Genomic DNA, 22,432 nt, shown 5'->3' with positions numbered 1-22,432 from the left:
CGCAAATCACAGGAGATTGTCATGGCAGAATACCTCACCCTTTCGCTCAGCAGCGGCGGCGACGTGAAGATCAAGCTGCGTCCCGATCTGGCCCCGGGCCATGTCGAACGGATCGTCGAGCTGGCCAATGAAGGGTTCTATGACGGGGTGAAGTTTCACCGCGTGATCCCCGGTTTCATGGCCCAGGGCGGTTGCCCCAACGGCACCGGGATGGGCGGTTCGGACAAGCCCGACCTGCAGGCCGAATTCAATTCCGAACCGCACGTGCGCGGGGTCTGCTCGATGGCGCGGACCAACTATCCGCACTCGGCCAACAGCCAGTTCTTCATCTGCTTTGACGATGCGACCTTCCTTGACCGGCAGTACACCGTCTGGGGCGTGGTCGAGGAAGGCATGGAGCACGTTGACAACTTGCCCAAGGGCGAACCGCCGCGCGAACCCGGCGTGATCGTCAAGGCGACCGTTAGCTAAGATCCGGATCCTCCCCCCTTTGGGGGAGGTGGCGCACCGCAGGTGCGTCAGAGGGGGCGCTAAGCTCGCTCCCTCAATTCCCCCACGGTCAGCGCTTCGCGCTGCCACCTCCTCCAGCGGGGGAGGATTGGGGAGGAACCCGCCGCGCCTTCAGCACCTTGACCTTGGGCTCAAGCATCTGGCCCTTCATCACCCCCTCGCCCTTGGTGGGCGAGCGGGGGCTGTCATAGATCTTGCGCACCACATCCATGCCCGAAACCACGTGGCCGAAGGCAGCATAGCCCAGCTGGGCATCAGGATTTTGGCTCTTGGGATCGGCGTCATAGCTGGTCAGGTCGGACAGCAGGATCGAAAAGTCGGCCCGTGCGGTGCCCGGCGCGTTGCGCGCCATCGACAGGGTCCCGGCCTTGTGGCTGAGGCCCGTCACGCTGGTTGGCTCGTGCGGGATCGGCGGCAGCAGCTTGAGCGGAAAATCGTTGAGCCCACCCTGCAGCAGCCCGTTGGGTTCGGTGCCCCAGGGCAAATGCATCGCCCGGTAAAACACCATGCCGTCGTAGCGGCCGCTATCGACATAACGCATGAAGTTCTTGACCGTGATCGGCGCGGCCTTGTGGTTCAGTTCGACCACGATCGAACCCATTTCGGTCACCAGTTCCACCTGCACCGTATCGCCCAGCGGCGGCGGGGGCGGCGGGGCCTTGGGGGCGGTCTTGCCCTTCTTCTTAGGGGCGGTTGCACCGGTCAGCGCGATCAGCGCTGCGGGCAGGGCGGACAGGACGAATCGGCGTTTCATGGCATGATTGTGCCGCAAGCCCTGCGGCGGCGCTACAGTCCCGCCTTCGAAATCCAGTCATGGAAAATCCGCACGCTGCGCACTTCCAGTGCATGTGGGCGGCAGATGAACCAGTAGGAATAGGGGCTTTCCACCTCAACCTCGAACAGCTTGGCCAGCCGGCTGTCGTGGCTGCGGTGGAAGTGATCGTCGTGCATGATCGCCACGCCCAGGCCATTGGCCGCCGCTTCCAGGATCAGCTGGCCGGAATCGAAATGATCGACCGCGGCCGGTTCCAGCCGGGGCATGCCGATCGCCTGCTTCCAGGCCACGAAACTGTCGGGCAGTTCGGTGTGGATCAGGAAGGTCTGGCGCGACAGCACCTCTTCATCGGGGTTCTGGCCGATTTCCTCGGCCAGCTGGGTCGAAGTGAAGGCATAAACCCGGTTGTGATCGAGCTGTACCGCGTGGAATTGCGGATCGGGCCGCTTCGACAGCACGATCGCCGCATCCAGCGTATCGCCGACCCGGGCATCAAGGTGCGGGCTGGTGTCGATATCGATGTGCAGGCGCGGGTGCGCCTTGCGCAATTCGGGCAGGCGCGGGAACAGCCGCTGGGTGCCGAACAGCGGCAAGACTCCCAGGTGCAGGCGCAGCACCTTGCTGTTTTCGACCTGCCCTTCGACCGCAGCGGCCAGTTCATCGAACTTGGGGCTGACCGCGTCGTAAAACGACTGGCCATCATCGGTCAGCCGCATCGCCTGGTGCTGGCGGGTGAACAGCCGCTTGCCGATGAAATCTTCCAGCGCGGCAACCCGGCGCGACAGCGCCGAGGGGCTGAGCCCCAGTTCGTCGGCGGCGGCGCGGGCGCTGCCCAGCCGGACGATCCGCACAAAGGCCTCGATTGCACGAAGGGGGGGAAGTCGGCGAATGGCCAAGGTCAGTTTTTCCGATCGTCCTGAGCTTGTCGAAGGGCCGGAGATTCGTCCTGGGGAGCAGGCGGATGCAGGCGCAAACGGGTAACGCGTTTTTCATCGCCCGCAACAACTTCCAGCGTCCAGCCGCTATCATGTTCCAGCATGGCGCCGATCGGGGGGACTTGCCCGGCCAGCAGGAAGGCCAGTCCGCCCAGGGTATCGACGTCTTCCTCGACTTCGGCCAGCCGCGGGTCGATCGCTTCGCCGACATCGTCCAGTTCGGCGCGGGCATCGGCTTCCCACATGCCCGAATCGAGCGCGACCAGCAGCGCCTCGGGCGCATCGTCGTGTTCGTCCTCGATCTCGCCGGTGATTTCCTCGACCAGGTCCTCGAAAGTGACGATCCCGTCGGTGCCCGAATATTCGTCGATCACCACCGCCAGATGCACCCGGCTGGCGCGCATGTCGTTGAGCAGGTCAAGCGCGTTGCGGGCCTGCGGCACGAACAGCGGCTGGCGCAGCAACGTGGTCCAGTCCCGCGGGCTCTTGCCGCTGGCCAGCAGCGGGAAGACGTCCTTGATCAGCACCATGCCGACAATCTCGTCGAGCGTTTCGCCATAGACCGGCAGGCGCGAATGGCCGTGTTCGGCAAAGGCCGCGACCACCTCGTCCCAGCTGGCGCTCTTGGGGATCGCGATGATCTCGCCGCGCGGGATCGCGACATCGTCGGCATCGTGTTCGCTGAAATGCAGCAGGTTGCGCAGCATCTGGCGTTCGAGCGGGGAAAGGTCGCCATCGGCGGAATCGCCGCCGTCTTCCTCGTGCTCGTCGATCGCCTCTTCCAGCTGCGCACGCAATGACTGGTCGGGCTCGACCAGGTTGCGCAGGCGGCGCACCATGCTGTTCATCCAGCTTCTACTGTCGCCGTCTCCGGAAGATATTTCGGCCATGGCCGCAGCTTGGTCCCTATGCCTCGTCGTGGTCGCCATATGGGTCGGCAATGCCCATCTGTGCAAGCGCCTTTATTTCGATCAGTTCCATTGCGCGGGCCTCGTCCGGGCCCAGTTCATGATCGTAACCGGCCAGATGCAGCAGCCCGTGGATGATCAGGTGAGCGGCGTGATGGTCCAGGCTGATCCCCTTGTCCGCCGCCTCGCGGGCGCAGGTTTCCAGCGCGAGCGCGAGATCGCCCAGCAGTTCGGGCGGACCGAGGGTGGGCAGCGCCAGCAGGTCCGCGCGTTCCAGCATCGGGAACGACAGCACATTGGTCGGCTTGTCCTTGCCGCGCCATTCGCGGTTGAGTTCGTGGACTTCGGCGTCATCGGCGAACAGCAGGCTGGCCGAAAGGCGCGGGTTGGCAAGTTCGGGGGCGAGTTCGGCCAGCACCGATGCTGCGCGCCCGGCCAGCTCCTCCCAGTGGGGCGGGGAGGGCCAATCCGCTTCAATATCGATCTCGAGTTCCAAATCCACACTCCGTCACCCCGGGCCTGACCCGGGGTCCCGCTTCCTAGGGCGGCACAAGCCTGCGCGGCAATCAAGAAAAGCTGGCCCCCGGGTCAAGCCCGGGGTGACGCGGTAAGAAGGCCTAGGCCTCTTGCCCCTCGTAAGCCTCGACAATCCGCCCGACGATCGGGTGGCGAACCACGTCGGCCACGCTGAAGCGGGTGACCGCGATGCCTTCCACACCCTCCAGCCGGCCGACCGCATCGTTCAGTCCGCTCATTCCCGGGCCGCCGGGGATGTCGACCTGCTTGGGATCGCCGCAGACCACCATCCGGCTGTTCATCCCGAAGCGGGTGAGGAACATCTTCATCTGCTCGCGCGTGGTGTTCTGCGCTTCGTCCAGGATCACGAAGGCATCGGCCAGGGTGCGCCCGCGCATGAAGGCGATCGGCGCGATCTCGATCTCGCCGCTGGCGATCCGGCGTTCGACCTGTTCGGGCGGCATGCAATCGTAGAGCGCGTCGTAGAGCGGGCGCAGGTAGGGATCGACCTTTTCCTTCATGTCGCCGGGCAGGAAGCCCAGCCGCTCACCCGCCTCGACCGCCGGGCGCGACAGGATCAGGCGCTGGACCGATCCGGTGATCAGCTGCGAAACCGCCTGCGCGACCGCGACATAGGTCTTGCCGGTGCCGGCCGGGCCCAGCGCAAAGATCACGTCCTTGCTGGCCAGCGCCTTCATGTATTCGACCTGGGTCGCGCTGCGCGGGACGATCGTTTTCTTGCGGGTGCGGATCATGATCGGCGGGGCGCCGTCATCGCCGCTGACGATCCCTTCCAGTGTCGGTTCGGCCGACATGGCGATGATCGATTCGACCGCGCCGGGATCAAGGTCCTGCCCCTGGATCAGGCGCTGGTGCATGGCCTTCAGCACATCGCGGGCGCGGGCCACGCTATCGTCGGGCCCCTCGATCTGCACCCGGTTGCCGCGTGCGGAAATGAACACGCCCAGACGGTTTTCGATCTGCACCAGGTTGGCATCGAATTGCCCGAACAAGGCGCCCAGAATGGTCGCTTCGTCAAACTCGATCTCGGTCCTGGCCCGGCGGGGGGCTTCGGACCTGCGGGGCGCCTCGTGATAGGCGGGAATCGGTTTGCGGGCCATAAGTGCTGGGCAGGCGCTCCTTTCGCGCGGGGCAGGGGTACCCCTGAGTCGGAAGATAGGCGCACCGCTGCCACGCGCAAGCCGGTGTGCGGTGGGCGGATGGGGATAATTTGGTTCACCCGAAGAACCGAAGAAGTCACCCTTGCAGCGAAGCTGCTTCAGATTCCCGCATACCGCACCGCTGGAATGGAGGCGGGGCCTGGCGGCCCAATGCAGCAGCTTAGGTGCTTAGGGTGAACCTATTGAACCAGCCGGCCCGAAAGCGAATTCGCGCCAGCCTCGACCAGTTCCACCTCGACCAGATCACCGATCGCGGCATCGGCGGTGAAGTGGACTGATTGCAGCCAGGGCGACTTGCCCAGCCACTGGCCGGGATATTTGCCCTGGCGTTCGACCAGCACGGAGCACCTGGTGCCAACCGAGTGCCGGTTGAACGCCAGTTGTGACGCGTTGAGGGCACCCTGCAGGCGCTGCAGCCGCTCATCCATCACCGCCGCTGGTACCTGTCCGTCCATCGTTGCGGCGGGGGTGCCGGGGCGCGGCGAATACTTGAAGCTGAAGCACTGGGCATAGCCAACCTGCTCGACCAGCTTCAGCGTATCCTCGAACTCGGCATCGCTCTCGCCCGGGAAGCCGACGATGAAATCGCCCGACAGAGCGATATCGGGCCGCGCTGCGCGGACCCGGTCAAGGATCCTGAGATAGCTGTCTACCGTATGGCTGCGGTTCATCGCCTTCAGCACCCGGTCGTTCCCGGCCTGAACCGGCAGGTGCAGGAACGGCATCAGCTTTTCAACGTCGCGGTGGGCTTCGATCAGGCCCTCGGTCATGTCGTTGGGGTGGCTGGTGGTATAGCGAATGCGGGCCAGTTCAGGGATTGCGGCCAGAACTTCAATCAGTTTCTCAAGTCCGCGGTTGCTCTCGTCTCTCCACGCGTTGACGTTCTGGCCCAGCAGGGTGATTTCACGCGCGCCGGCTTCGACCAGTCTGTGCGCTTCGGTGACCAGATCGTTGAACGGACGGGAAACTTCGGCGCCGCGGGTATAGGGAACCACGCAATAGGTGCAGAACTTGTCGCAGCCTTCCTGCACGGTCAGGAAGGCGCTGGGGCCCACCTTGCGGCGGGCGGGCAGCATGTCGAACTTGGTCTCGGCCGGCATGTCGGTATCGACGACGCGCCGCCCCTCGACCGCATCGGCGATCATCGCGGGCAGGCGGTGATAGGCCTGCGGGCCGACCACCATCGAAACCGACGGGGCGCGGGCCATGATCTCCTCGCCCTCGGCCTGGGCGACGCAGCCGGCCACCGCGATCAGCGGCGCGGTGCCATCTTCACGCCGCAGGCGGCCGATGTCGGAATAGACCTTTTCCGCCGCCTTCTCGCGGATATGGCAGGTGTTGAGCACCACCAGGTCCGCCTCTTCGCCTTCGGGAGCCGGGCTAATGCCTTGTTCGGCCAGCAGCTCGGCCATGCGTTCGCCGTCATAGACGTTCATCTGGCAGCCGAAGCTCTTGACCCGGTAGGTCCTGGGGGGCGGGGTGTGGCGCATGGGGTGGGGCCTATACCGCCCTTGCGGCTGGATTCAAACCTCACCTTTGGGCGCAACGTAGCCGACCATCGGCAGGTCGAAGCGGAACGGGCGCAGCGGCTTGCCCAGCGACGCGACCAGGCGGTCCTCGATCTGGCGCCGGGCCTCTGCCGCAATCGCCTTGCGCCCGCCCACTTCGTGCGGATCGAACGGGTCAAGGAAATGGACGTTGACCATAAACGTGCCCGGGCGGGCAAAGATCCGCCGGGCATTGGCAATCCCGGATTCCTGATCAAGCCAGGCGATCCATTCGGCCACCGGGCCGTAGTCGATCACCATCGGCTGAACCAGCATCCCCGGCGGCGGCGGTTCGAGCACCGAGATCATCGTGGTCTTGAACGGCAGCAGCGAATGGCCGTCGGTCACCGTGCCTTCGGGGAAGATCACCACCGACCAGGTATCGGCAATCGCCTCACGCAGGGCGTTGATCGTCTCGGCGATGTTCATCCGCGCTTCGCGCTTGGTAAAGACCGTGCGGTTGAGCCGGGCCATCCAGCCCAGCATGAACATGTCGGCAATCTCGGCCCGGCTGACAAAGGCCGATCCGGTGATCCCGCCGATCACCGGGATATCGAACCAGGAAACGTGGTTGGGCATGAAGAACACGTCGCGTTTCAGCGGCACGCCGTGGATCTTGACCCGCGCGCCGATGATCCACGCTGCCGCGCGCAGGAACCACATCGGGAAGGGCGAGCCATATTTGATCAGCCGGAACAGGTAGTGCAGCGGCACCACCACCAGCAGGACCATGGCCAGCATGATCGAGCGGCCCCACAACCGGCAGGTGCCGGTCAGGCCCAGCGGCAGCGGCGTGCCGGCGGCGGCATAGGGGATGGCTTCGTTGGAATCGAACCGGGGGAGTTTACTGTCTTGCACTAGTGGCTCGCCAACTCGCGATGAAGCGCCTCGCGCGCGGCCTGGGCGATGGTCTTGCGGTTCTCTAGCTCTGCGCCGGCCAGCGGCGGCAGGAAATGGACCACGACCTTGACCGGCCGACCACGCGCCAGGATCCGCAGGAAATTGTCGAGCCCGTGTTCCTCGCCAATCCAGGCAATTTGCGCGGCTTCGGGGCCATAGTCGAGCAGAACCGGCTGGATCGCGATACCGGCGGGCAGCGGCTCGAACGCCGACAGCAGCGAGCTTTTGAACGGCAACAAGCCCGTGCCGTCGCTGGTGGTGCCTTCCGGGAAGATCGCCAGCGCGCCGGTTTCGCTCAGCGCGGTGCGCACATCCTCAACCTGCCGGGCAACGCTGGCGCGATCGTGCCGGGCAACGAAGACCGTGTCGTTCATCTGGCACAGCCATTTGAGCAGCGGCATCGACGCCAGGCCGTCGTGACCGACGAAGGCCGTGCCGGTTGCCGCAGACAGCGCCGGGATATCGATCCAGCTGACATGGTTGGCGAGCAGGAACACTCCCCCCGCCGCCTTGCGGCCGCGATATTCCAGATCAACCCCGGCGATCCAGGTTACTCCGCTCAGGAATACCCGGGGCCAGGGATTGTGGCGCGAAACCAGCCGATGCAGGTAGAACAGCGGGATGCAGGCCAGCAGCAGCACGGCCATGCAGGCGATGCGGATCACCGCGCGCGCCCAGCCCGGCCATGAGATGCGCCGGGGACGAGCCAGCGCCAGTGGCATCAGCCCTCGCGCTCCAGCCGTACGCCGTAGAGCTCCATCCGGTGATCAACCAGGCGGAAGCCCAGCTTGGCTGCGATCTGCCGCTGCAGCGCCTCCAGTTCGGGATCGACGAATTCGATCACCTTGCCGGTCTCGACATCGATCAGGTGATCGTGATGCGCTTCCGGCGCCGCTTCGTAGCGCGAGCGGCCATCGCCGAAATCGTGGCGATCGAGAATGCCGGCCTCTTCGAACAGGCGGACGGTGCGATAGACCGTGGCGATCGAGATCTTGGGGTCGATCGCCGAGGCGCGCTCATGCAGGGCTTCGACATCGGGATGGTCGGTTGCTTCGGACAGAACCCGGGCGATGACCTTGCGCTGTTCGGTAATGCGCAGGCCACGTTCGGCACAGAGAGCTTCGATATCGATCGGTTGTTGCACGAAGTAAGGAATCCCCAATGAACTGCCCCGCCGATCATAGACCGGCGGGGCGATAGTTCAACCTTGCTAACCCTTTGTCAGCTTCGCGTAAGGAAGTGGCTAAGCGACCGAGTCAGACCGATCAGGCTGCCTTCTTGCGGCCGCGCTTGGCGCCCGGCTTGCGGCCCAGGCCAATCTTCTTGGCCAGGTCGCGACGCTTTTCGGCATAGTTGGGGGCAACCATCGGATAGTCGGCGGGCAGGTTCCAGCGCGCGCGATACTGTTCCGGGGTCAGGTTGTAATGCGTCATCAGGTGGCGCTTGAGCATCTTCAGCTTCTTGCCGTCTTCAAGGCAGACGATGTAGTCCGGCTTGATCGAAGCGCGGACCGAAACCGCCGGTTCAGGCAGCTTTTCTTCGGCCACGGCAGCCTGGCCAAGACTGGCCAGTGCGCCATAGACATTGGCGATCAGTGTCGAGACGTCATCAACCGAGACGCTGTTGTTGCTGACGTGCGCGGCAACAATATCCGAGGTCAGCGTGACCAGCATTTCGTTTGTATCGGCATGGGTTGCATCCATGGCCAATTCCTTTCAGTTCAGTTCTGTTTTTGTCGACCCTGTCCGTTGTGGACTTTGCCAAAGGTTTCCCTTGGCAACCTTTTGACTATACCGATTCTGCCAGCCTTTCAAGCATTGATTGGCAAGATATCAACATTTGATACAATCATGAATTGCTCGACTGGGTAAATATCGAGCAAACATCAGGCCAATTGCGATGTAAAAGTAATGGCATCTAGTCGTTCGCCATTGGGGGTGCGATAATACTTAGATCTCATCCCGACTGGGATAAAGCCATTGTTCCGATAAAGCATTTCAGCAGGATTTCCTTGCCGCATCTCCAGAAACAGGCGTTTTGCGCCGCGTTCGGCGGCATCTTGCGCCAATTGGCTGACCAGTTGCTGCGCAATTCCCAGGCGGCGATACTGCGGAGCGACCGCCAGCAGCAGCAGCTCTTCTTCATCGTAACCAGTTCGAGAAAGGAAAAAGCCGGCACATTCACCCTCGTGGAAGGCCAGCGCATAATGGCAATTGCCGGTCAGCAGCGCATCTTCGACCTGCCGCCGGTTCCAGGCCTCGCCAAAGGCCGGATCGAAGGCCGCGACCATGACCTGCATGATCCGGTCAAGATCGTCGGCCGGCGCGATCAAGTCGGCACCTGGGGCAGGCGCGCATCGGGTGCGCGGCCATAGATCGGGCTGGTGTCAGCCTGCAGCAGATGATCCGGCAGCAGCGTCAGTTGGCGGGCATCGGGCCAAAGCTCGCAGGCCGTTCCCTCGCCGCGCAGGGCAACCAGCTCGGTTGCCCGGCTGCCGGCTGCGAGCGTGCCGGTACAATGCGCCGCAGCGGCATCGGGCGCCAGTGACAGCACCGCCTCGCGCGGTTCCCCCTGGGCGTCGAAACGCTGCACAAACCATTCGCCGTGACCGCCGTTCATGACCACGTCGATGTCGCCGCCGGGATAGCCTTCGCGCGCCATCGCTGCGACCAGCGCGAGCGTGGGGTAACCCACCAGTTCAGCCTGCCAGGCCAGTGCCAGCGCACGTGCGGCGGCAAGGCCAACCCGAAGCCCGGTAAAGCTGCCGGGGCCGAGCGAGACTGCAATCCGGTCAGCCTGGCCCTTGCCGGGCAGGGCGGCGATCATCGGCACCAGCGCTTCGGCATGGCCGCGCCCCATCCGCTGGCATTCTCCGGCCAGCAGCGTGCCCTGCTCGAACAGGGCGACCGAGCAGGCCTCGGTCGCACAATCAATCGCCAGCAGTCTCATCGCCCAGGCTGTAGCGCGTCAGGCCATGCTATTGAAAGTATCGAAATCCGGACGCGGGCTGCGCTCAAAGATGCTGGCCGGATCGCCATAGCCCAGGGTCGAGACCATCAGCGTCCTGAAGTTGGGCTGATCGGCAAAGAAGGCGGCATCGATCGCCGGGGCGGCAATCCCGGTCATCGGCCCGGTATCCAGCCCCAGCGCGCGCGCGGCCATGATGAAATAGCCGCCCTGCAGGGTGGTGTTGAGGAAGGCCGAGCGCTCACGGAATTCGGCGCTGCCTTCGAACCAGGCCTTGGCATCGGTATGCGGGAACAGCCAGGGCAGGTTTTCATGGAACATCGTGTCCATCGCGATGATCACCGAAACCGGGGCCTTGAGGATCTTTTCGGCATTGGCGGGCATGGTGCAGGCGGCCAGCTTCTGCTTGGCTTCGTCGCTGGTGCACCAGACCAGCCGCGCGGGCAGCTGGTTGGCCGAAGTCGGGCCCATCTTCATCAGGTCCCAGATCGCGTGGAGCTGCTCGGTGCTGACCGGCTTGTCGAGATAGCCGTTATAGGTGCGGGCGGTACGGAACAGCTGATCGAGCGCAGCATCGGCAAGCGGCTGGGACATTTGGTACTCCGATTAAGGGGAAATGGTCAGGCGGCGCGCACTTCGCTCACTTCGGGGACATAGTGCTTGAGCAGCGTTTCGATCCCGTTCTTGAGCGTGGCGGTGGAGCTGGGGCAGCCGGCGCAGGCGCCCTGCATGGTCAGATAGACCACGCCTTCGCGAAAGCCCCGATAGACGATATCGCCGCCATCGTTGGCCACCGCCGGGCGGACGCGGGTTTCGATCAGGTCCTTGATCTGGGCGATCACATCGGCATCGGCGAGATCATCGCCCAGATCCTCATCCTCGGCCGGAACCGCAATTCCGGCGGCGCTGGGCGCGTTGAACAGCGGCGCGCCGGTGATGAAATGATCGAGCAGGATCGCCACCACCTGCGGCTTCAGGGCCGACCAGTCGACCCCCGGCGCGGCGGTGACCGAAACGAAATCGCGGCCGAAGAACACCCCGGTCACATCGCCCAGATCGAACAGCGCGCTGGCCAGCGGCGAAGCGGCGGCGTCCTCATCATCGCGGAAATCGCGGGTGCCGCTGGGCATCACCTGCTCACCAGGCAGGAACTTCAGCGTGGCCGGGTTGGGCGTCAATTCGGTTTCGATGAACATGCCTGCCCATGTAGGCGCGGCGCGGGTCAGGTCAAGCAGGCAGCGGCTTGGCGCGCGACAAGTTCAGCTATCGAGCAGGTCCTTCACCCCGATCCGGCCTTCGACCCCCAGCCGGCCATAGATCCGCCGTGCATACTCACGGTAGGAAGCCGGTGAGAGGCCGACCAGCTGGGCGATCGCTTCGCCATTCGCCGAAGTGCACATTGCCACTGCGACCTCGCGCTCACGCGGCGACAGATCAAGGAACGCAGCCTTGCGAATCCGGGCCAGGGCGCGCGGCACCAGCCGATGCAGACTGATCACATATTCGCCGCCGGCGGTGCGCTGGTGGGCAATGACCTTGATAGTGCCCCAGGGCGTGGAAATGACCTGCGAGGGCGGCTGCGCATTGCGGCCTTCTTCCGCCAGGTCAAGGCGCCGCATCAGTTCGCGCAGGCTGGCCGGGGCACTGGTCACGTTGACAAGGTTCCTTCCATCCCACGCGCCTGCCAGCTGGCTCAACAACAGCTTTGCGGTCGGGCTGGATGTTTCGATCCGGCCATCGGGTTCGACCAGCAGGATCTGCGGATCATCGGGCGTGGCGGCCTGTTCGATCGACAAGGTGACATCGACGCAATCAAGCGCGTGGAGGAAATGGGCGCGAAGGCCCAGCATCGCCTCAACCTCGCGGCGGGTATAGCTGCTGCTGCCCGGTTCGCGTCCAAAGGCCAGGATCGCGCGGGTCTTGCGGCCCTGGCGCAAGGGGAAATCCAGGTTGTTGCCGATCCCGTAGCGACGGAAAATCTCGTTCTTGAGCATCGACTTGTCCCACCCGGGGAAGTGTTCGAATACCCGCCAGCCGCCATATTCGAAGGGCGACTGGGCCATCTTGTTGGTTGATGGCGCGTGCGGATCAGCAGCCAGTTCGGGGCCGGCCGCGATCATTGCCTCGATCGCTTCGGGGATCGGTTGCTGCTCGTACATGTCGGTCTGGTTGCCGTCATCGTCGAGCCACATGAAGGTGCGGGTGCGTGACGGAATCAGCCGCTCCATCGCATCGACCATGGCCGGAATCGCCAGCCGCGCGCCAAGCCCCTGCGCGGCAATATGCCGGATATGCTGGATTGTTGCCGATGGTCCCATCGATCTTGCCCCCTGGCCCGGCGACTTTTGCCTGCCTCGACCCCCTGAGCGACCGGCGCGCAAACTCCCTCCAAACGGCAACAGTTTCAAGTCCGAATTTTGGATAGCCTCGCAGCAAAGTCATGCGATCAAGGAGGGCGGCCAATGCGGGGCACGATCGGCGGTTTCACTTCGCTGGGTCTTGGCATGGTTGCCCTGGGCGGGATCATCATGCTCGAACCCGCGCAGGCCGAACCCAACGGCCGGCCGCCGCCGATCAAACTGGGCACCCCGTCGCCCAGCCCGACGCCGGCACCGGCGCCGATCAAGATCGGCAAGCCTTCCCCCAAACCGGCCTCGGGGCCGCTGAGCGGCGTTGATTTCGACAAGATGATCGACGCAGCGCTCAAGCTGCCGCTCGATCCGGTGGACTTCACTTGGACCAGCGGAGACAAGCCGATCTACATGGGGTCGGCAGATTCGATGATCTGCGTGCTCACCAGGGTCAGTGGCAACTTCGCCGGCGGGGCCGAACATGTCCTGATCGACCTGAAGAAGCTGCCCAACGGCCAGGTCATGTGGCGGCTATCCGGCACCAGCGCCGCCGGACATATACAGGCCGGGGCGACATGTGTGAAGAAGGATCGCTTTACCACCGCAATGGTCGGCAACGAAAAGATCTTCCCGGCTCCGCTGCCGACAAAATCATATGGCGGCTGTGATGAGCATCGCTTCAAATCCGAGCTCGACGGGCCGAACGTCGCCCATTTCCTGGCTGAAGTGGCCGGCAAGTTCCGCGGTGGCGGGGACAGTGTGAAGGTCGGCGGGAGCTCAGTTTATGTCTATGGCTGTTCGGGTTACGCCGCTGGTTCGGCGATTGCCGTACAGATGAACGGTTCGGGGCCGGTCAAATACATTGGCCCAAAGGGCAAGACCACCAGCTTCGCGGCGGCAACTTTCGAAGGCTGGTCGAACAAGTACGAAAACTGGGAAAAGGTCCAGCCGGCCGAGACCTGGGTGGAAGGCGCAAGGTGGCTGTCGGCGGTCGACGGCAGCCTGTGCGGATTGACGGCCATTGCCGGCAACCTGGGGGATCACAACCACCATGTCGCGATCGTTCGGGAAAAGCACCCCGACGGCCACACCTACTGGAAACTGAACGTAGCCAATTCAACAGTGGGGATCGTGCGCGCCCGGGTGCGCTGTCTGGCCCGCGACCAGCGCTGACTTCACTTCCTGGCAAGCTCCATCAAAGAAGAGGATATTTCATGCGTAAAATGGTGCAGATGGTTTCGGTGGCCCTGTTGGCGGGGCTTGGGTCTGCGGCGCTGGTTGGCCAGGTGACAACCACCAACCGGCCGGCCCCGATCAAGATCACCACCGCGCAGGTTTCACCGGGAACCGCCAACACGGTCAGCGGCGAGGGACGGGCCGAAGCCCGGATTGCCGAGCTGGAGGGGCAGCTTGCCGCGCTTCAGGCCGAACTCAAAACGCAGAAGAACGCGATCGTTGGTCTTCAGAACGGCCTGAAAACCACCGCCACCAAGGGGTTTGAAACCGCCGGACAGGTCTCAAAACTGAGCACGAACTACGAACGCCATTCCCACTTCATCAACGATAACAATGTCTCGATGGCTCATGACCCGGACGGGCGCAATGTCATTCGAATTTACACAAATCATACTTCAACACCAACCCATGGCTGTACCGAGATTCCCAATTTTCAAGCGCTCGGGAAGTGGAAGTTCAACGTGAATCAGAATTGGGCTTTTCAATGGAACTGTCCGTCGACGAACGGTCACTAGGTCGTCCCGCCGTACTTGCCTGAGCGCGCCTTGCCCTGTCATCAAGCTATTCCCCCTGCTTGCGCGGCACGCAGCACCTATGCAACAACGCCTGGGCAGGGGGACTGCCGAATGGGTCTGTATCGCAGTGGGTTAAATCTCGCCGCAGTGGGGCTGGTGTGGATGGCCAATGGCGCGGTGGCGGCAACGTCGTCGCTTCCGCCCGGTGCGGTCGTCGGCAACTGGATCAACCCCAAGCGCAATGTTACGGTATCGACCGCGATGTGCGGCAAGCTGCTGTGCGGCACGGTCACTTCAGCCTCGCCCGACGCGCAGGCTGCCGCCCGCAAGGCCGGGGCGCCGCCGCTGGTCGGCACCCGGCTGCTGCGCGATTACAAGCAGACCGGCGCCAACAGGTGGCAGGGCAAGGTTTTCGTGCCTGACCGCAACGACAGTTACTATTCGACGATCAGGCAGATCGATGTGAATCACCTCAAGATCAGCGGCTGCATCCTGGGTGGTTTGCTCTGCAAGTCGCAGGTGTGGGAGCGGCAGTAGTGCGCCGGGCAGCCATGGCAACGGTGCTGCTTGCGGCGCAGGCAGCGCAGGCCCAGGCCCAGGCGCAGGCGCAGCCGCAGCCGATCCTGCCGGTGCCGCTGCAGCCGGTGGTGAGCGAGGCATTCCGCACCTGCACGCACAAGACGCCGTCCGGCCTGGGTTATCAATTGCTGCGTCCCGGCAAGGGCCGGCTGCCCACCCCGGTCGACGTGGTGCAGCTCGATTACATCATCTATTCGGCCTATTCGGGCGAAGTGTTCGATCAGGGAGTGGACAAGACCTTCCCGATCGCCGGGCTGGTTGCCGGCGTCACCGAAGGCCTGCAACTGGCGCCGCAGGGCGGTTTGGTGCGGCTGTGCCTGCCCGCCGCGCTGGCCTATGGCGACAAGGGCGCTGGACCGATCCCGCCCGATACCGATCTGGTGTTCCAGGCCGAGCTGCGCCAGGTGATAACCCGCAAGGAACTGGAGGCCAGGGCCCGGCGTTGATGCTTTCGTGCAGGGTCGGTTATTCACTGGCCCTTCACAAAGTGGCTGCCTATAGTCTGCCGCCTATGCACCTGAAATCCCGCGCCGCGCGCCTTTCCGCCCTTGTTATCTCCGTGCTTTCGCTGGTCGTCGCGCCAGCACTCGAAGCGGCTTCGGCGCCGGTTCGCAGGCCAGCTCCCGCCAAGCCGGCTGCCCCCAGGGTCGATCCCAACACTCCCTGGCTCTATCGCGGCAGTGACATTCCGCAGGACAAGGAATGGATCTTTGGCGAACTGTCCAACGGGGTGCGCTATGCGGTGCGCAAGAACGGCGTGCCGCCCGGCCAGGTTTCGATCCGCGTGCGGATGGATGTTGGCTCGCTGTATGAACAGCCGAGCGAAATGGGCTATTCGCATTTGCTGGAACACCTGGTGTTTCGCCAGTCCAAGTATCTTGGCGATGGCCAGGCGATCTCCACCTTCCAGCGGCTGGGGGCAACCTTCGGCAGCGATACCAATGCCCTGACCGGGCCGATCAGCACCACCTTCAAGCTCGACCTGCCCGACGTGAGCGGGGCCAAGGTGGACGAGGCGATGAAGCTGCTGTCGGGCATGGTGATCGCCCCGACCCTGTCGGAAGCCAACGTGCGCAGCGATGTGCCGATCGTACTGGCTGAAAAGCGTGAACGCGGCGGCACTGCTGAGCGCGTGTTCGAACAGACCCAGCAAACGCTTTATGCCGGGCAGAAGCTGGGCTCGCGCCCGGTGATCGGAACCGAAGCCGCGCTGACCGGTGCCAATCAGGCCTCGGTCAGGGCCTTTCACCAGCGCTGGTATCGTCCCGAAAACTGCGTGATCGTGGCGGTTGGCGATATCGATCCGGCCAAGCTGGAAGCTTTGATTAAGACCTGGTTCGGCGATTGGCGGGGTGTTGGGCCGCGCATGCCTGAACCGCCGTTCGGTGATCCGCTGGCGCCCAAGGGGGCCAAGGGCCTGGCCCCGGTTGGTGAAACCCGGGTGATCGTGGAGTCGACCCTGCCGCGCCAGATCACCTATGCGGTGCTGCGCCCGTGGCGGCCGGTGCGCGATACGGTGGTCTATAATCAGGGGATCATGATCGAATCGCTGGCTCAGGCGATCATCAACCGCCGGCTTGAAGCCCGCGCGCGGGCCGGGGGCAGCTTCCTGGTGGCGCAGGTGGACAAGCAGAAGATCAGCCGCTCGGCCGATGTTACCTATGTCTCGATCACGCCGCTGGGGCCGGACTGGAAGACCGCACTCGGCGATACCCGCGCGGTGATTGCCGATGCCCTGGCCAAGCCGCCGACCCAGGAAGAGATCGACCGTGAGGTCAAGGAATTCGCGGTCGCCTTCGAAAGCTCGGTCGAACAGCGCCGCCTGCTGCCGGGTGCGCGGCTGGCCGATGATATGGTCACCGCGCTCGATATTCGTGAAACTATCGCATCGCCCGAAACGGTGCTTGATATCTTCAAGCGCTCGATCCCGCTGTTTACCCCGGCCAATGTGCTGGCCCGCACCCGCGCGATCTTCCGCGGGACGGTGACCCGTTCGGTCTATGTCACGCCGCAGGCGAACGAGGCGAGCCCGCAGGCGCTGAAGCTGGCGCTGGCCGCGCCGATCGCGGCCGATGGCAAGTCGCGGGTCGATGCCAAGCCGATCGATTTCGCCAGCCTGCCACCGATTGGTTCCGCGCAGCAGCCTTCGGCCCGCAAGAACACCGGACTGCTCGACATCGAGCAGCTCGATTTCGCCAACGGGGTCAAGGTGCTGCTGTGGCCGACCGAGGACGAGCCCGGCCGGGTTACGCTGAAGGTCCGCTTCGGCGCGGGCTGGCGTGCGTTCAATCCGCAGACCGCGCCCTATGCGGCACTGGGTGATCTGGCGCTGGTCAGTTCGGGAGAGGGCAAGCTGGGCCAGGAAGAAATCGACAAGATCATGACCGGGCGCAAGATGGGCTTCGATTTCAAGATCGAGGAATCGACCTTTGTTTTCGCCGCCGATACCCGCTCGGCAGACCTGGCCGACCAGCTCTATCTGTTCGCTGCCAAATTCGCCACGCCGCGCTGGGATCCGCAGCCGGTACTGCGCGCCAAGGCGGCCAGCAAGTTGAGCTATGCGGCCTTCGCGGCCAGCCCGCAGGGCATGCTCGAACGCGATCTGCGCTATTTCGAGCGCAACCGCGATGCCACCTTCCGGACCCCCGATCCGCAGGAGATCGAGGCCACCACGCCCGAAGGCTTCCGTCAGGTGTGGGAGCCGATCCTGCGCCAGGGGCCGATGGAGATCCACCTGTTCGGCGATTTCGATCGCGATGCCGCCGTCGCCGCGCTGGCGAAGACCTTCGGTGCGCTGCCAGCACGCGGCGGGCTACCGGCCGGGACCGCCCCCGCGACGGCGCGGACCCTGGCACCTTCGCTTGAACCGGTCCTGCTCCACCACAATGGCGACAAGGACCAGGCCGCGGCGATCATCGGCTGGCCAACCAGCGGCGGGGCCGCCAACATCCGCGAAAGCCGCCAGCTGGAGATCCTGACCCAGCTGTTGCAGAACCGGGTGCTGGAAAAGCTCCGCGAAAAGCTGGGCCAGGCCTATTCGCCGCAAGCGGTCAACGACTGGCCGGTGGATCTCGACAACGGCGGCAAGATCATGGTGATTGCGCAGCTCAAGCCCGAGGCGGTGCCGGTTTTCTTCCAGCTTGCCGACGAGATCGCGGCCGATCTGGTGGCGCGCCCGGTCAGCGCGGACGAGCTGGGGCTGGTCACCGAACCGCTCAAGCAGCAGCTGACCCGCGCGGGCACCAGCAGCGCGTTCATCATGTACCTGATGGAAGGCGCCACCACCGATCCGGTACGCTTCACCACGGTGCGTTCGGTGATGAATGACTACACTGTCACCACCCCTGAAGCGATGCAGGCGCTGGCGAAGAAGTACCTGACCCGCAACGCCAGCTGGCGCCTGGCAGTGCTGCCGCAGGGCCGCACGCTGGCCAGCCTGCCGGGCTGGGTGCCGGGGGCCGTGCTGACGAAGTAAGGTAACCGGACGAAGCGCCGGAGTAACAAAATTTCACGATTGCCGCGATTGGCTTTGCAGTCTTTGCATTTGCGTCGATCTGGCGCTATGGCGCGCGCTTTCGTGAACCGGAGTATGTGACGTGGCGAGCAATTGGAACCCTGAAAGCTGGACGGCAAAGGAAGCGCGGCACCTGCCCAGCTATCCCGATGCTGCGGCCCTCGACCGGGTAACCGAAACGCTCACCAATTTCCCCCCGCTGGTCTTCGCGGGCGAGGCGCGCGCGCTCAAGGCGGACCTTGCCGAAGTGGCGCAGGGGCGTGGGTTTCTGCTCCAGGGCGGGGACTGCGCGGAAAGCTTTGCCGAATTCCATCCCAACAACATCCGCGATACCTTCCGCGTGCTGCTGCAGATGGCGGTGGTGCTGACCTTCGCCGGCAAGCAGCCGGTGGTGAAGGTTGGCCGGATGGCCGGCCAGTTCGCCAAGCCGCGCAGCTCGCCGGTCGAAGTGCAGGGCGATCTGGAACTGCCCAGCTATCTGGGTGACAACATCAACGGGATCGATTTCACCGCCGAATCCCGCATCCCCGATCCGCAGCGGCTGCTGCAGGCCTATTCGCAAAGCGCCGCGACGCTGAACCTGCTGCGCGCCTTTTCGACGGGCGGCTATGCCAACCTGCGCCAGGTCCACCAGTGGACGCTCGATTTCATGGGCCGCAGTCCCTGGGCCGATCGCTTTGCCGAAGTGTCGAACCGGATCGGTGAGGCGCTGGACTTCATGCAGGCCTGCGGGATCGATCCCGAAACCGTGCCGCAGCTGCAGGGCACCAGCTTCTATACCAGCCACGAAGCGCTGCATCTGCGCTACGAACAGGCGATGACCCGCCAGGATTCGCTGACCGGCGACTGGTACGATACCTCGGCGCACATGCTGTGGATTGGCGACCGGACGCGCTTCGAAGGATCGGCGCATGTCGAATTCCTGCGCGGGGTGGGCAACCCGGTGGGCTTCAAGTGCGGGCCCAGCCTGGCTCCCGACGAACTGCTGCGCCAGCTTGACCTGCTCAACCCCGCGCGTGAGGCGGGGCGGATCACGCTGATCAGCCGGTTCGGCGATGACAAGGTTGAGGCAGGCCTCGCCCCACTGGTCCGCGCGGTCAAGCGCGAAGGGCACCCGGTGGTGTGGTCATGCGATCCGATGCACGGCAACGTGATCAAGGCCGAGAGCGGTTACAAGACCCGTCCGTTCGACCGGATACTGAACGAAGTGCGCGGGTTCTTCGCGGTGCACCGCGCCGAAGGCACCCACGCCGGCGGGATCCACATCGAAATGACCGGCCAGGACGTGACCGAATGTGTCGGCGGAGCGGTAGCGATTTCGGATTCGGCACTGGCCGACCGCTATCACACCCACTGCGACCCGCGGCTCAACGCGGCGCAGTCGATCGAACTGGCGTTCCTGCTGGCCGACATGCTCAATCAGGAAGCGGTCGAACGGGCCCAGCGCGCGGCGTGATCCAGCGCGAACTGCTCGGCACTGCACAGGTCCCAGGGGGTGAGGAGCTGAAGCTCTATGCCCACGGGCGCGATTTCATGATTGTGCTGGGGCATAACGAGCTGATGAGCACGCGCATGCGCGGCTCCGAGGAAAAGCTCGCGACCATGACGCTTGACCGGCTGAAGGGCCTGGCCGATCCGCACCTGCTGGTCGGCGGTTATGGCATGGGCTTCACCCTGCGCGCCGCGCTGGCGCAGATGGGGCCGAAGGGACAGGTCACGGTGGCCGAACTGGTGCCCGAGATCATCGCCTGGGCGAAGGGTCCGATGGCCGAGATCGCGGCTGGCTGCCTTGACGATCCGCGCGTCACGCTGCGGATGGAGGACGTGGCCGACGCCATGCTGCTCGCGCCCGAACCGTTCGATGCGATCCTGCTTGATGTCGATAACGGCCCCGACGGGCTGGTCCGCAGCGAGAACAACCGGATCTACAGCAAGTCAGGCCTCCACAACGCGCGCCGCGCGCTGACGCCGGGCGGGGTGCTGGCGGTCTGGTCAGCCTTTCCCGACCCGAAGTTCCGCCGCCGGATGGAAGATGTCGGCTTCGCGGTCGAGGAAGTCGAGGTCCGCGCGCGCTATGATGCCCAGGGCAAGGGCAAGGGCCCAAGGCACGTGATCTGGTTCGGGCGGGTCTAACCGCCGTTTCGCACCGTCAGCGCGGCAAGTTCACGCACCAGCTTTGCCGCCAGGATAGCCGTGCGCTCGTTCTGGTCGAAGCGCGGATTGAGCTCGACCACGTCGGCGCCGACCACCCGCGCGCGCTGACGGCGCAGCACGGCCAGCACCTCGCGCACGGTCAGCCCGCCAGGTTCGGGGTGCGAGACGCCCGGCGCTTCGGAAGGGTCGATCCCGTCCAGGTCGATGCTGATGTAGAGCGGGCCTTCGAGCACCGGCACCCGATCCGGCGTGAAATCCGCCATCGGTACGATCTCTACCCCGAAGCGCGCGGCCTGGGCGCGGCAGTGGGCATTAAGCGTGCGGATCCCGACCTGCACCAGCCGGCTCGCCAGCCCCGCCTCCATGATCTGCGCGAAGGGTGAGGCGTGGCTGCGCGGATTGTCTTCGAACCTGTCGTAGAGATCGGGGTGAGCATCGAAATGGAGGATCGTCAGCGGGCCGTGCGCGGCGTGGACCGCGCGGACCACCGGGTGGGTCATCGCGTGATCGCCGCCCAGCGCCAGCGGGGTCGCGCCATCCGCGATGCTGGCCGCGACGGCCGCGGTGATAGCGGCATCGTCCTCGGGCACTTCGCGCAGCGCCAGATCGCCGCGATCGTCCAGAGTGAAGTCAAGCCCCACTTCCAGCCCGTCCTCGCAGGCCATGTTGCCGCGATCGGACCACAAGGCGGCGCGGATCGCCGCCGGGGCCAGCGCCGGGCCGCGTTCGAACGACGAATTGACGTCGCTGGGCAGCCCGATCAGTGCGATGCTGGGCAGGGTCACGGCAGCAGAAGGGTCGATCCGGTGGTCTGCCGGGCCTCCAGATCGCGGTGCGCCTGCGCCGCCTCGGTCAGCGGATAGGTCTGGCCGATGGTGATCGAAAGCTTGCCGCTGGCGACCATGTCCCACAGCCGGGCGGCACCCGCCTGGGCTTCGGCCGGATCGCGGTAATAGTCATAGACCCCCGGACGCGTGACGTAGAGCGATCCGCGCGTGGCCAGATCGCGCAGCGCCACGCCGGTCACCGGTCCGCTGGCATTGCCAAAGCTGACCACGGTGCCGCGCGGTGCCATCGAATCGAGCGAGCTTTGCCAGCTGGCCGCGCCGACCCCGTCATAACTGACCCGCACGCCCTTACCGCCAGTGGTTTCACGCACCTTGGCCACAAGGTCTGCGCCACCCGAAAGGAATACGGCTTCGGCCCCTGCGCCTTCGGCCAGCGCAACCTTTTCCGCGCTGCCCACGGTGCCGATCACTCGCACCCCGCGTGCCTTGAGCCACTGGACCAGCAGCAGGCCCACGCCGCCCGCTGCCGCCGGAACCAGCGCCCAGCCGCCCGGTTCGACCGGGGCAACCCGTTCGGCCAGGGCTTCGACTGTTGCGCCCTTCAGGAACACTGCCGCGGCGGTGCGGCTGTCGATCCCGTCGGGCAAGGGAAACAGTTCGGCGGCCTTGGCGATCCGCGCGGTGGCATAGGCCCCCGGCGTCCCGCCGAAACTGGCGGCGCGCTGGCCTGGGCGGAGGTGGCTGACCCCGTCACCGACCGCTTCGACAATTCCGGCCGCTTCGAACCCCAGCCCGCCGGGCAGGCGCATCGGATAGAGCCCGGTGCGCAGATAGGTGTCGATGAAGTTGAGGCCCACCGCCTCATGCCGGATCAGCACTTCGCCTGGACCGGGTGCGGGCAAGTCCACCTCGCGCCATTGGATCACTTCGGGGCCGCCGGTGGTTTCGATGAATGCCTGGGTCGCGCGCATGCTGGTTCTCTCCTGTTGTTCGCAGAATAGGCAATTGGCGCACCTTCTCAAGCGCAACAAAGCTGCTAGCCTTGGCAAAAATCCT

Annotated in this window: 25 protein-coding genes; 8 read left to right on the top strand and 17 right to left on the bottom strand. The window is 64.7% G+C overall.

Annotated features, from left to right (window positions below; all coding sequences use genetic code 11):
- The first annotated feature begins 21 nt into the window (after nt 1-21).
- Complete coding sequence (locus IT549_RS03780) at nt 22-471, top strand: peptidylprolyl isomerase (RefSeq protein WP_292970078.1); 450 nt, start codon at nt 22-24, stop codon at nt 469-471.
- A gap of 88 nt (nt 472-559) precedes the next feature.
- Here the strand turns inward: IT549_RS03780 and IT549_RS03775 are convergent, their stop codons facing one another.
- From IT549_RS03775 to IT549_RS03705, 15 genes are all read right to left on the bottom strand, one after another.
- On the bottom strand, nt 560-1,264 hold the full coding sequence (locus tag IT549_RS03775; RefSeq protein WP_292970077.1) for a peptidylprolyl isomerase: 705 nt from the start codon (nt 1,262-1,264) through the stop codon (nt 560-562).
- A 32-nt stretch (nt 1,265-1,296) separates the two neighbouring features.
- The gene (locus IT549_RS03770) at nt 1,297-2,181 is read right to left on the bottom strand and encodes a LysR substrate-binding domain-containing protein (protein ID WP_292970076.1); all 885 of its coding nucleotides are present in this window, start codon (nt 2,179-2,181) and stop codon (nt 1,297-1,299) included.
- Between the two features lie 2 nt (nt 2,182-2,183).
- Nucleotides 2,184-3,068 (bottom strand): hemolysin family protein, encoded by an 885-nt coding sequence (locus tag IT549_RS03765; protein WP_292970075.1) that lies wholly within the window; start codon nt 3,066-3,068, stop codon nt 2,184-2,186.
- Between the two features lie 58 nt (nt 3,069-3,126).
- Nucleotides 3,127-3,624, bottom strand: a complete 498-nt coding sequence (ybeY, locus tag IT549_RS03760; RefSeq protein ID WP_292970074.1) for an rRNA maturation RNase YbeY — start codon at nt 3,622-3,624, stop codon at nt 3,127-3,129.
- Nucleotides 3,625-3,745: 121 nt separating this feature from the next.
- A complete protein-coding gene (locus IT549_RS03755) occupies nt 3,746-4,765 on the bottom strand; it encodes a PhoH family protein (protein WP_292970073.1) in 1,020 nt (339 codons plus the stop codon).
- 239 nt (nt 4,766-5,004) lie between these two features.
- Nucleotides 5,005-6,315 carry a tRNA (N6-isopentenyl adenosine(37)-C2)-methylthiotransferase MiaB gene (gene miaB, locus IT549_RS03750; protein ID WP_292970072.1) on the bottom strand — a complete coding sequence of 437 codons (1,311 nt, stop codon included), beginning with the start codon at nt 6,313-6,315 and terminating at the stop codon, nt 5,005-5,007.
- A gap of 33 nt (nt 6,316-6,348) precedes the next feature.
- Complete coding sequence (locus tag IT549_RS03745) at nt 6,349-7,230, bottom strand: lysophospholipid acyltransferase family protein (RefSeq protein ID WP_292970070.1); 882 nt, start codon at nt 7,228-7,230, stop codon at nt 6,349-6,351.
- Complete coding sequence (locus tag IT549_RS03740) at nt 7,230-7,994, bottom strand: lysophospholipid acyltransferase family protein (protein WP_292970068.1); 765 nt, start codon at nt 7,992-7,994, stop codon at nt 7,230-7,232. The genes IT549_RS03745 and IT549_RS03740 overlap by 1 nt, the downstream gene beginning before the upstream one ends.
- Nucleotides 7,994-8,416: a Fur family transcriptional regulator gene (locus IT549_RS03735; RefSeq protein ID WP_292970066.1), complete on the bottom strand. Its 423-nt coding sequence runs from the start codon at nt 8,414-8,416 to the stop codon at nt 7,994-7,996. The genes IT549_RS03740 and IT549_RS03735 overlap by 1 nt, the downstream gene beginning before the upstream one ends.
- 121 nt (nt 8,417-8,537) lie before the next feature.
- Complete coding sequence (locus IT549_RS03730) at nt 8,538-8,975, bottom strand: MucR family transcriptional regulator (protein WP_292970065.1); 438 nt, start codon at nt 8,973-8,975, stop codon at nt 8,538-8,540.
- A 182-nt stretch (nt 8,976-9,157) separates the two neighbouring features.
- A complete protein-coding gene (gene rimI / locus IT549_RS03725) occupies nt 9,158-9,604 on the bottom strand; it encodes a ribosomal protein S18-alanine N-acetyltransferase (RefSeq protein WP_292970064.1) in 447 nt (148 codons plus the stop codon).
- Nucleotides 9,601-10,221, bottom strand: coding sequence for a tRNA (adenosine(37)-N6)-threonylcarbamoyltransferase complex dimerization subunit type 1 TsaB (tsaB, locus tag IT549_RS03720; RefSeq protein ID WP_292970063.1), 621 nt, complete (start codon nt 10,219-10,221; stop codon nt 9,601-9,603). Before tsaB ends, rimI begins: the two co-directional genes overlap by 4 nt.
- 18 nt (nt 10,222-10,239) lie before the next feature.
- Nucleotides 10,240-10,833: a malonic semialdehyde reductase gene (locus IT549_RS03715; protein ID WP_292970062.1), complete on the bottom strand. Its 594-nt coding sequence runs from the start codon at nt 10,831-10,833 to the stop codon at nt 10,240-10,242.
- A 26-nt stretch (nt 10,834-10,859) separates the two neighbouring features.
- A complete protein-coding gene (locus IT549_RS03710) occupies nt 10,860-11,435 on the bottom strand; it encodes a NifU family protein (protein ID WP_292970061.1) in 576 nt (191 codons plus the stop codon).
- Between the two features lie 63 nt (nt 11,436-11,498).
- The gene (locus IT549_RS03705) at nt 11,499-12,557 is read right to left on the bottom strand and encodes a hypothetical protein (RefSeq protein WP_292970060.1); all 1,059 of its coding nucleotides are present in this window, start codon (nt 12,555-12,557) and stop codon (nt 11,499-11,501) included.
- 144 nt (nt 12,558-12,701) lie between these two features.
- On the opposite strand from IT549_RS03705, the gene IT549_RS03700 reads away from it, so the two are divergent.
- The 7 genes from IT549_RS03700 (at nt 12,702) to IT549_RS03670 (ending at nt 20,567) form a co-directional block, all read left to right on the top strand.
- A complete protein-coding gene (locus tag IT549_RS03700) occupies nt 12,702-13,763 on the top strand; it encodes a hypothetical protein (RefSeq protein ID WP_292970059.1) in 1,062 nt (353 codons plus the stop codon).
- Between the two features lie 41 nt (nt 13,764-13,804).
- Nucleotides 13,805-14,341 (top strand): hypothetical protein, encoded by a 537-nt coding sequence (locus IT549_RS03695; RefSeq protein ID WP_292970058.1) that lies wholly within the window; start codon nt 13,805-13,807, stop codon nt 14,339-14,341.
- Nucleotides 14,342-14,452: 111 nt separating this feature from the next.
- A complete protein-coding gene (locus tag IT549_RS03690; RefSeq protein ID WP_292970056.1) occupies nt 14,453-14,878 on the top strand; it encodes a DUF2147 domain-containing protein in 426 nt (141 codons plus the stop codon).
- Nucleotides 14,878-15,366, top strand: coding sequence for an FKBP-type peptidyl-prolyl cis-trans isomerase (locus IT549_RS03685; RefSeq protein WP_292970055.1), 489 nt, complete (start codon nt 14,878-14,880; stop codon nt 15,364-15,366). Before IT549_RS03690 ends, IT549_RS03685 begins: the two co-directional genes overlap by 1 nt.
- Before the next feature lie 113 nt (nt 15,367-15,479).
- Nucleotides 15,480-18,395, top strand: a complete 2,916-nt coding sequence (locus IT549_RS03680) for a M16 family metallopeptidase (RefSeq protein ID WP_292970053.1) — start codon at nt 15,480-15,482, stop codon at nt 18,393-18,395.
- Between the two features lie 121 nt (nt 18,396-18,516).
- Nucleotides 18,517-19,890 carry a class II 3-deoxy-7-phosphoheptulonate synthase gene (locus IT549_RS03675; protein WP_292970052.1) on the top strand — a complete coding sequence of 458 codons (1,374 nt, stop codon included), beginning with the start codon at nt 18,517-18,519 and terminating at the stop codon, nt 19,888-19,890.
- Nucleotides 19,887-20,567 carry a spermidine synthase gene (locus tag IT549_RS03670; protein WP_292970050.1) on the top strand — a complete coding sequence of 227 codons (681 nt, stop codon included), beginning with the start codon at nt 19,887-19,889 and terminating at the stop codon, nt 20,565-20,567. Before IT549_RS03675 ends, IT549_RS03670 begins: the two co-directional genes overlap by 4 nt.
- Here IT549_RS03670 and IT549_RS03665 read toward each other — a convergent pair.
- Both IT549_RS03665 and IT549_RS03660 read right to left on the bottom strand, forming a co-directional pair.
- On the bottom strand, nt 20,564-21,373 hold the full coding sequence (locus tag IT549_RS03665; protein WP_292970049.1) for an arginase family protein: 810 nt from the start codon (nt 21,371-21,373) through the stop codon (nt 20,564-20,566). The two genes, IT549_RS03670 and IT549_RS03665, sit on opposite strands and share 4 nt — an antisense overlap.
- The gene (locus tag IT549_RS03660) at nt 21,370-22,347 is read right to left on the bottom strand and encodes a quinone oxidoreductase (RefSeq protein WP_292970047.1); all 978 of its coding nucleotides are present in this window, start codon (nt 22,345-22,347) and stop codon (nt 21,370-21,372) included. The genes IT549_RS03665 and IT549_RS03660 overlap by 4 nt, the downstream gene beginning before the upstream one ends.
- Nucleotides 22,348-22,432: the final 85 nt, after the last annotated feature.

Origin of the sequence: Novosphingobium sp. (assembly GCF_020852455.1) — a bacterium.
In the GTDB taxonomy this organism is placed as follows: Bacteria; Pseudomonadota; Alphaproteobacteria; order Sphingomonadales; family Sphingomonadaceae; genus Novosphingobium.
This window is presented reverse-complemented; position numbering and strand designations above follow the sequence as displayed.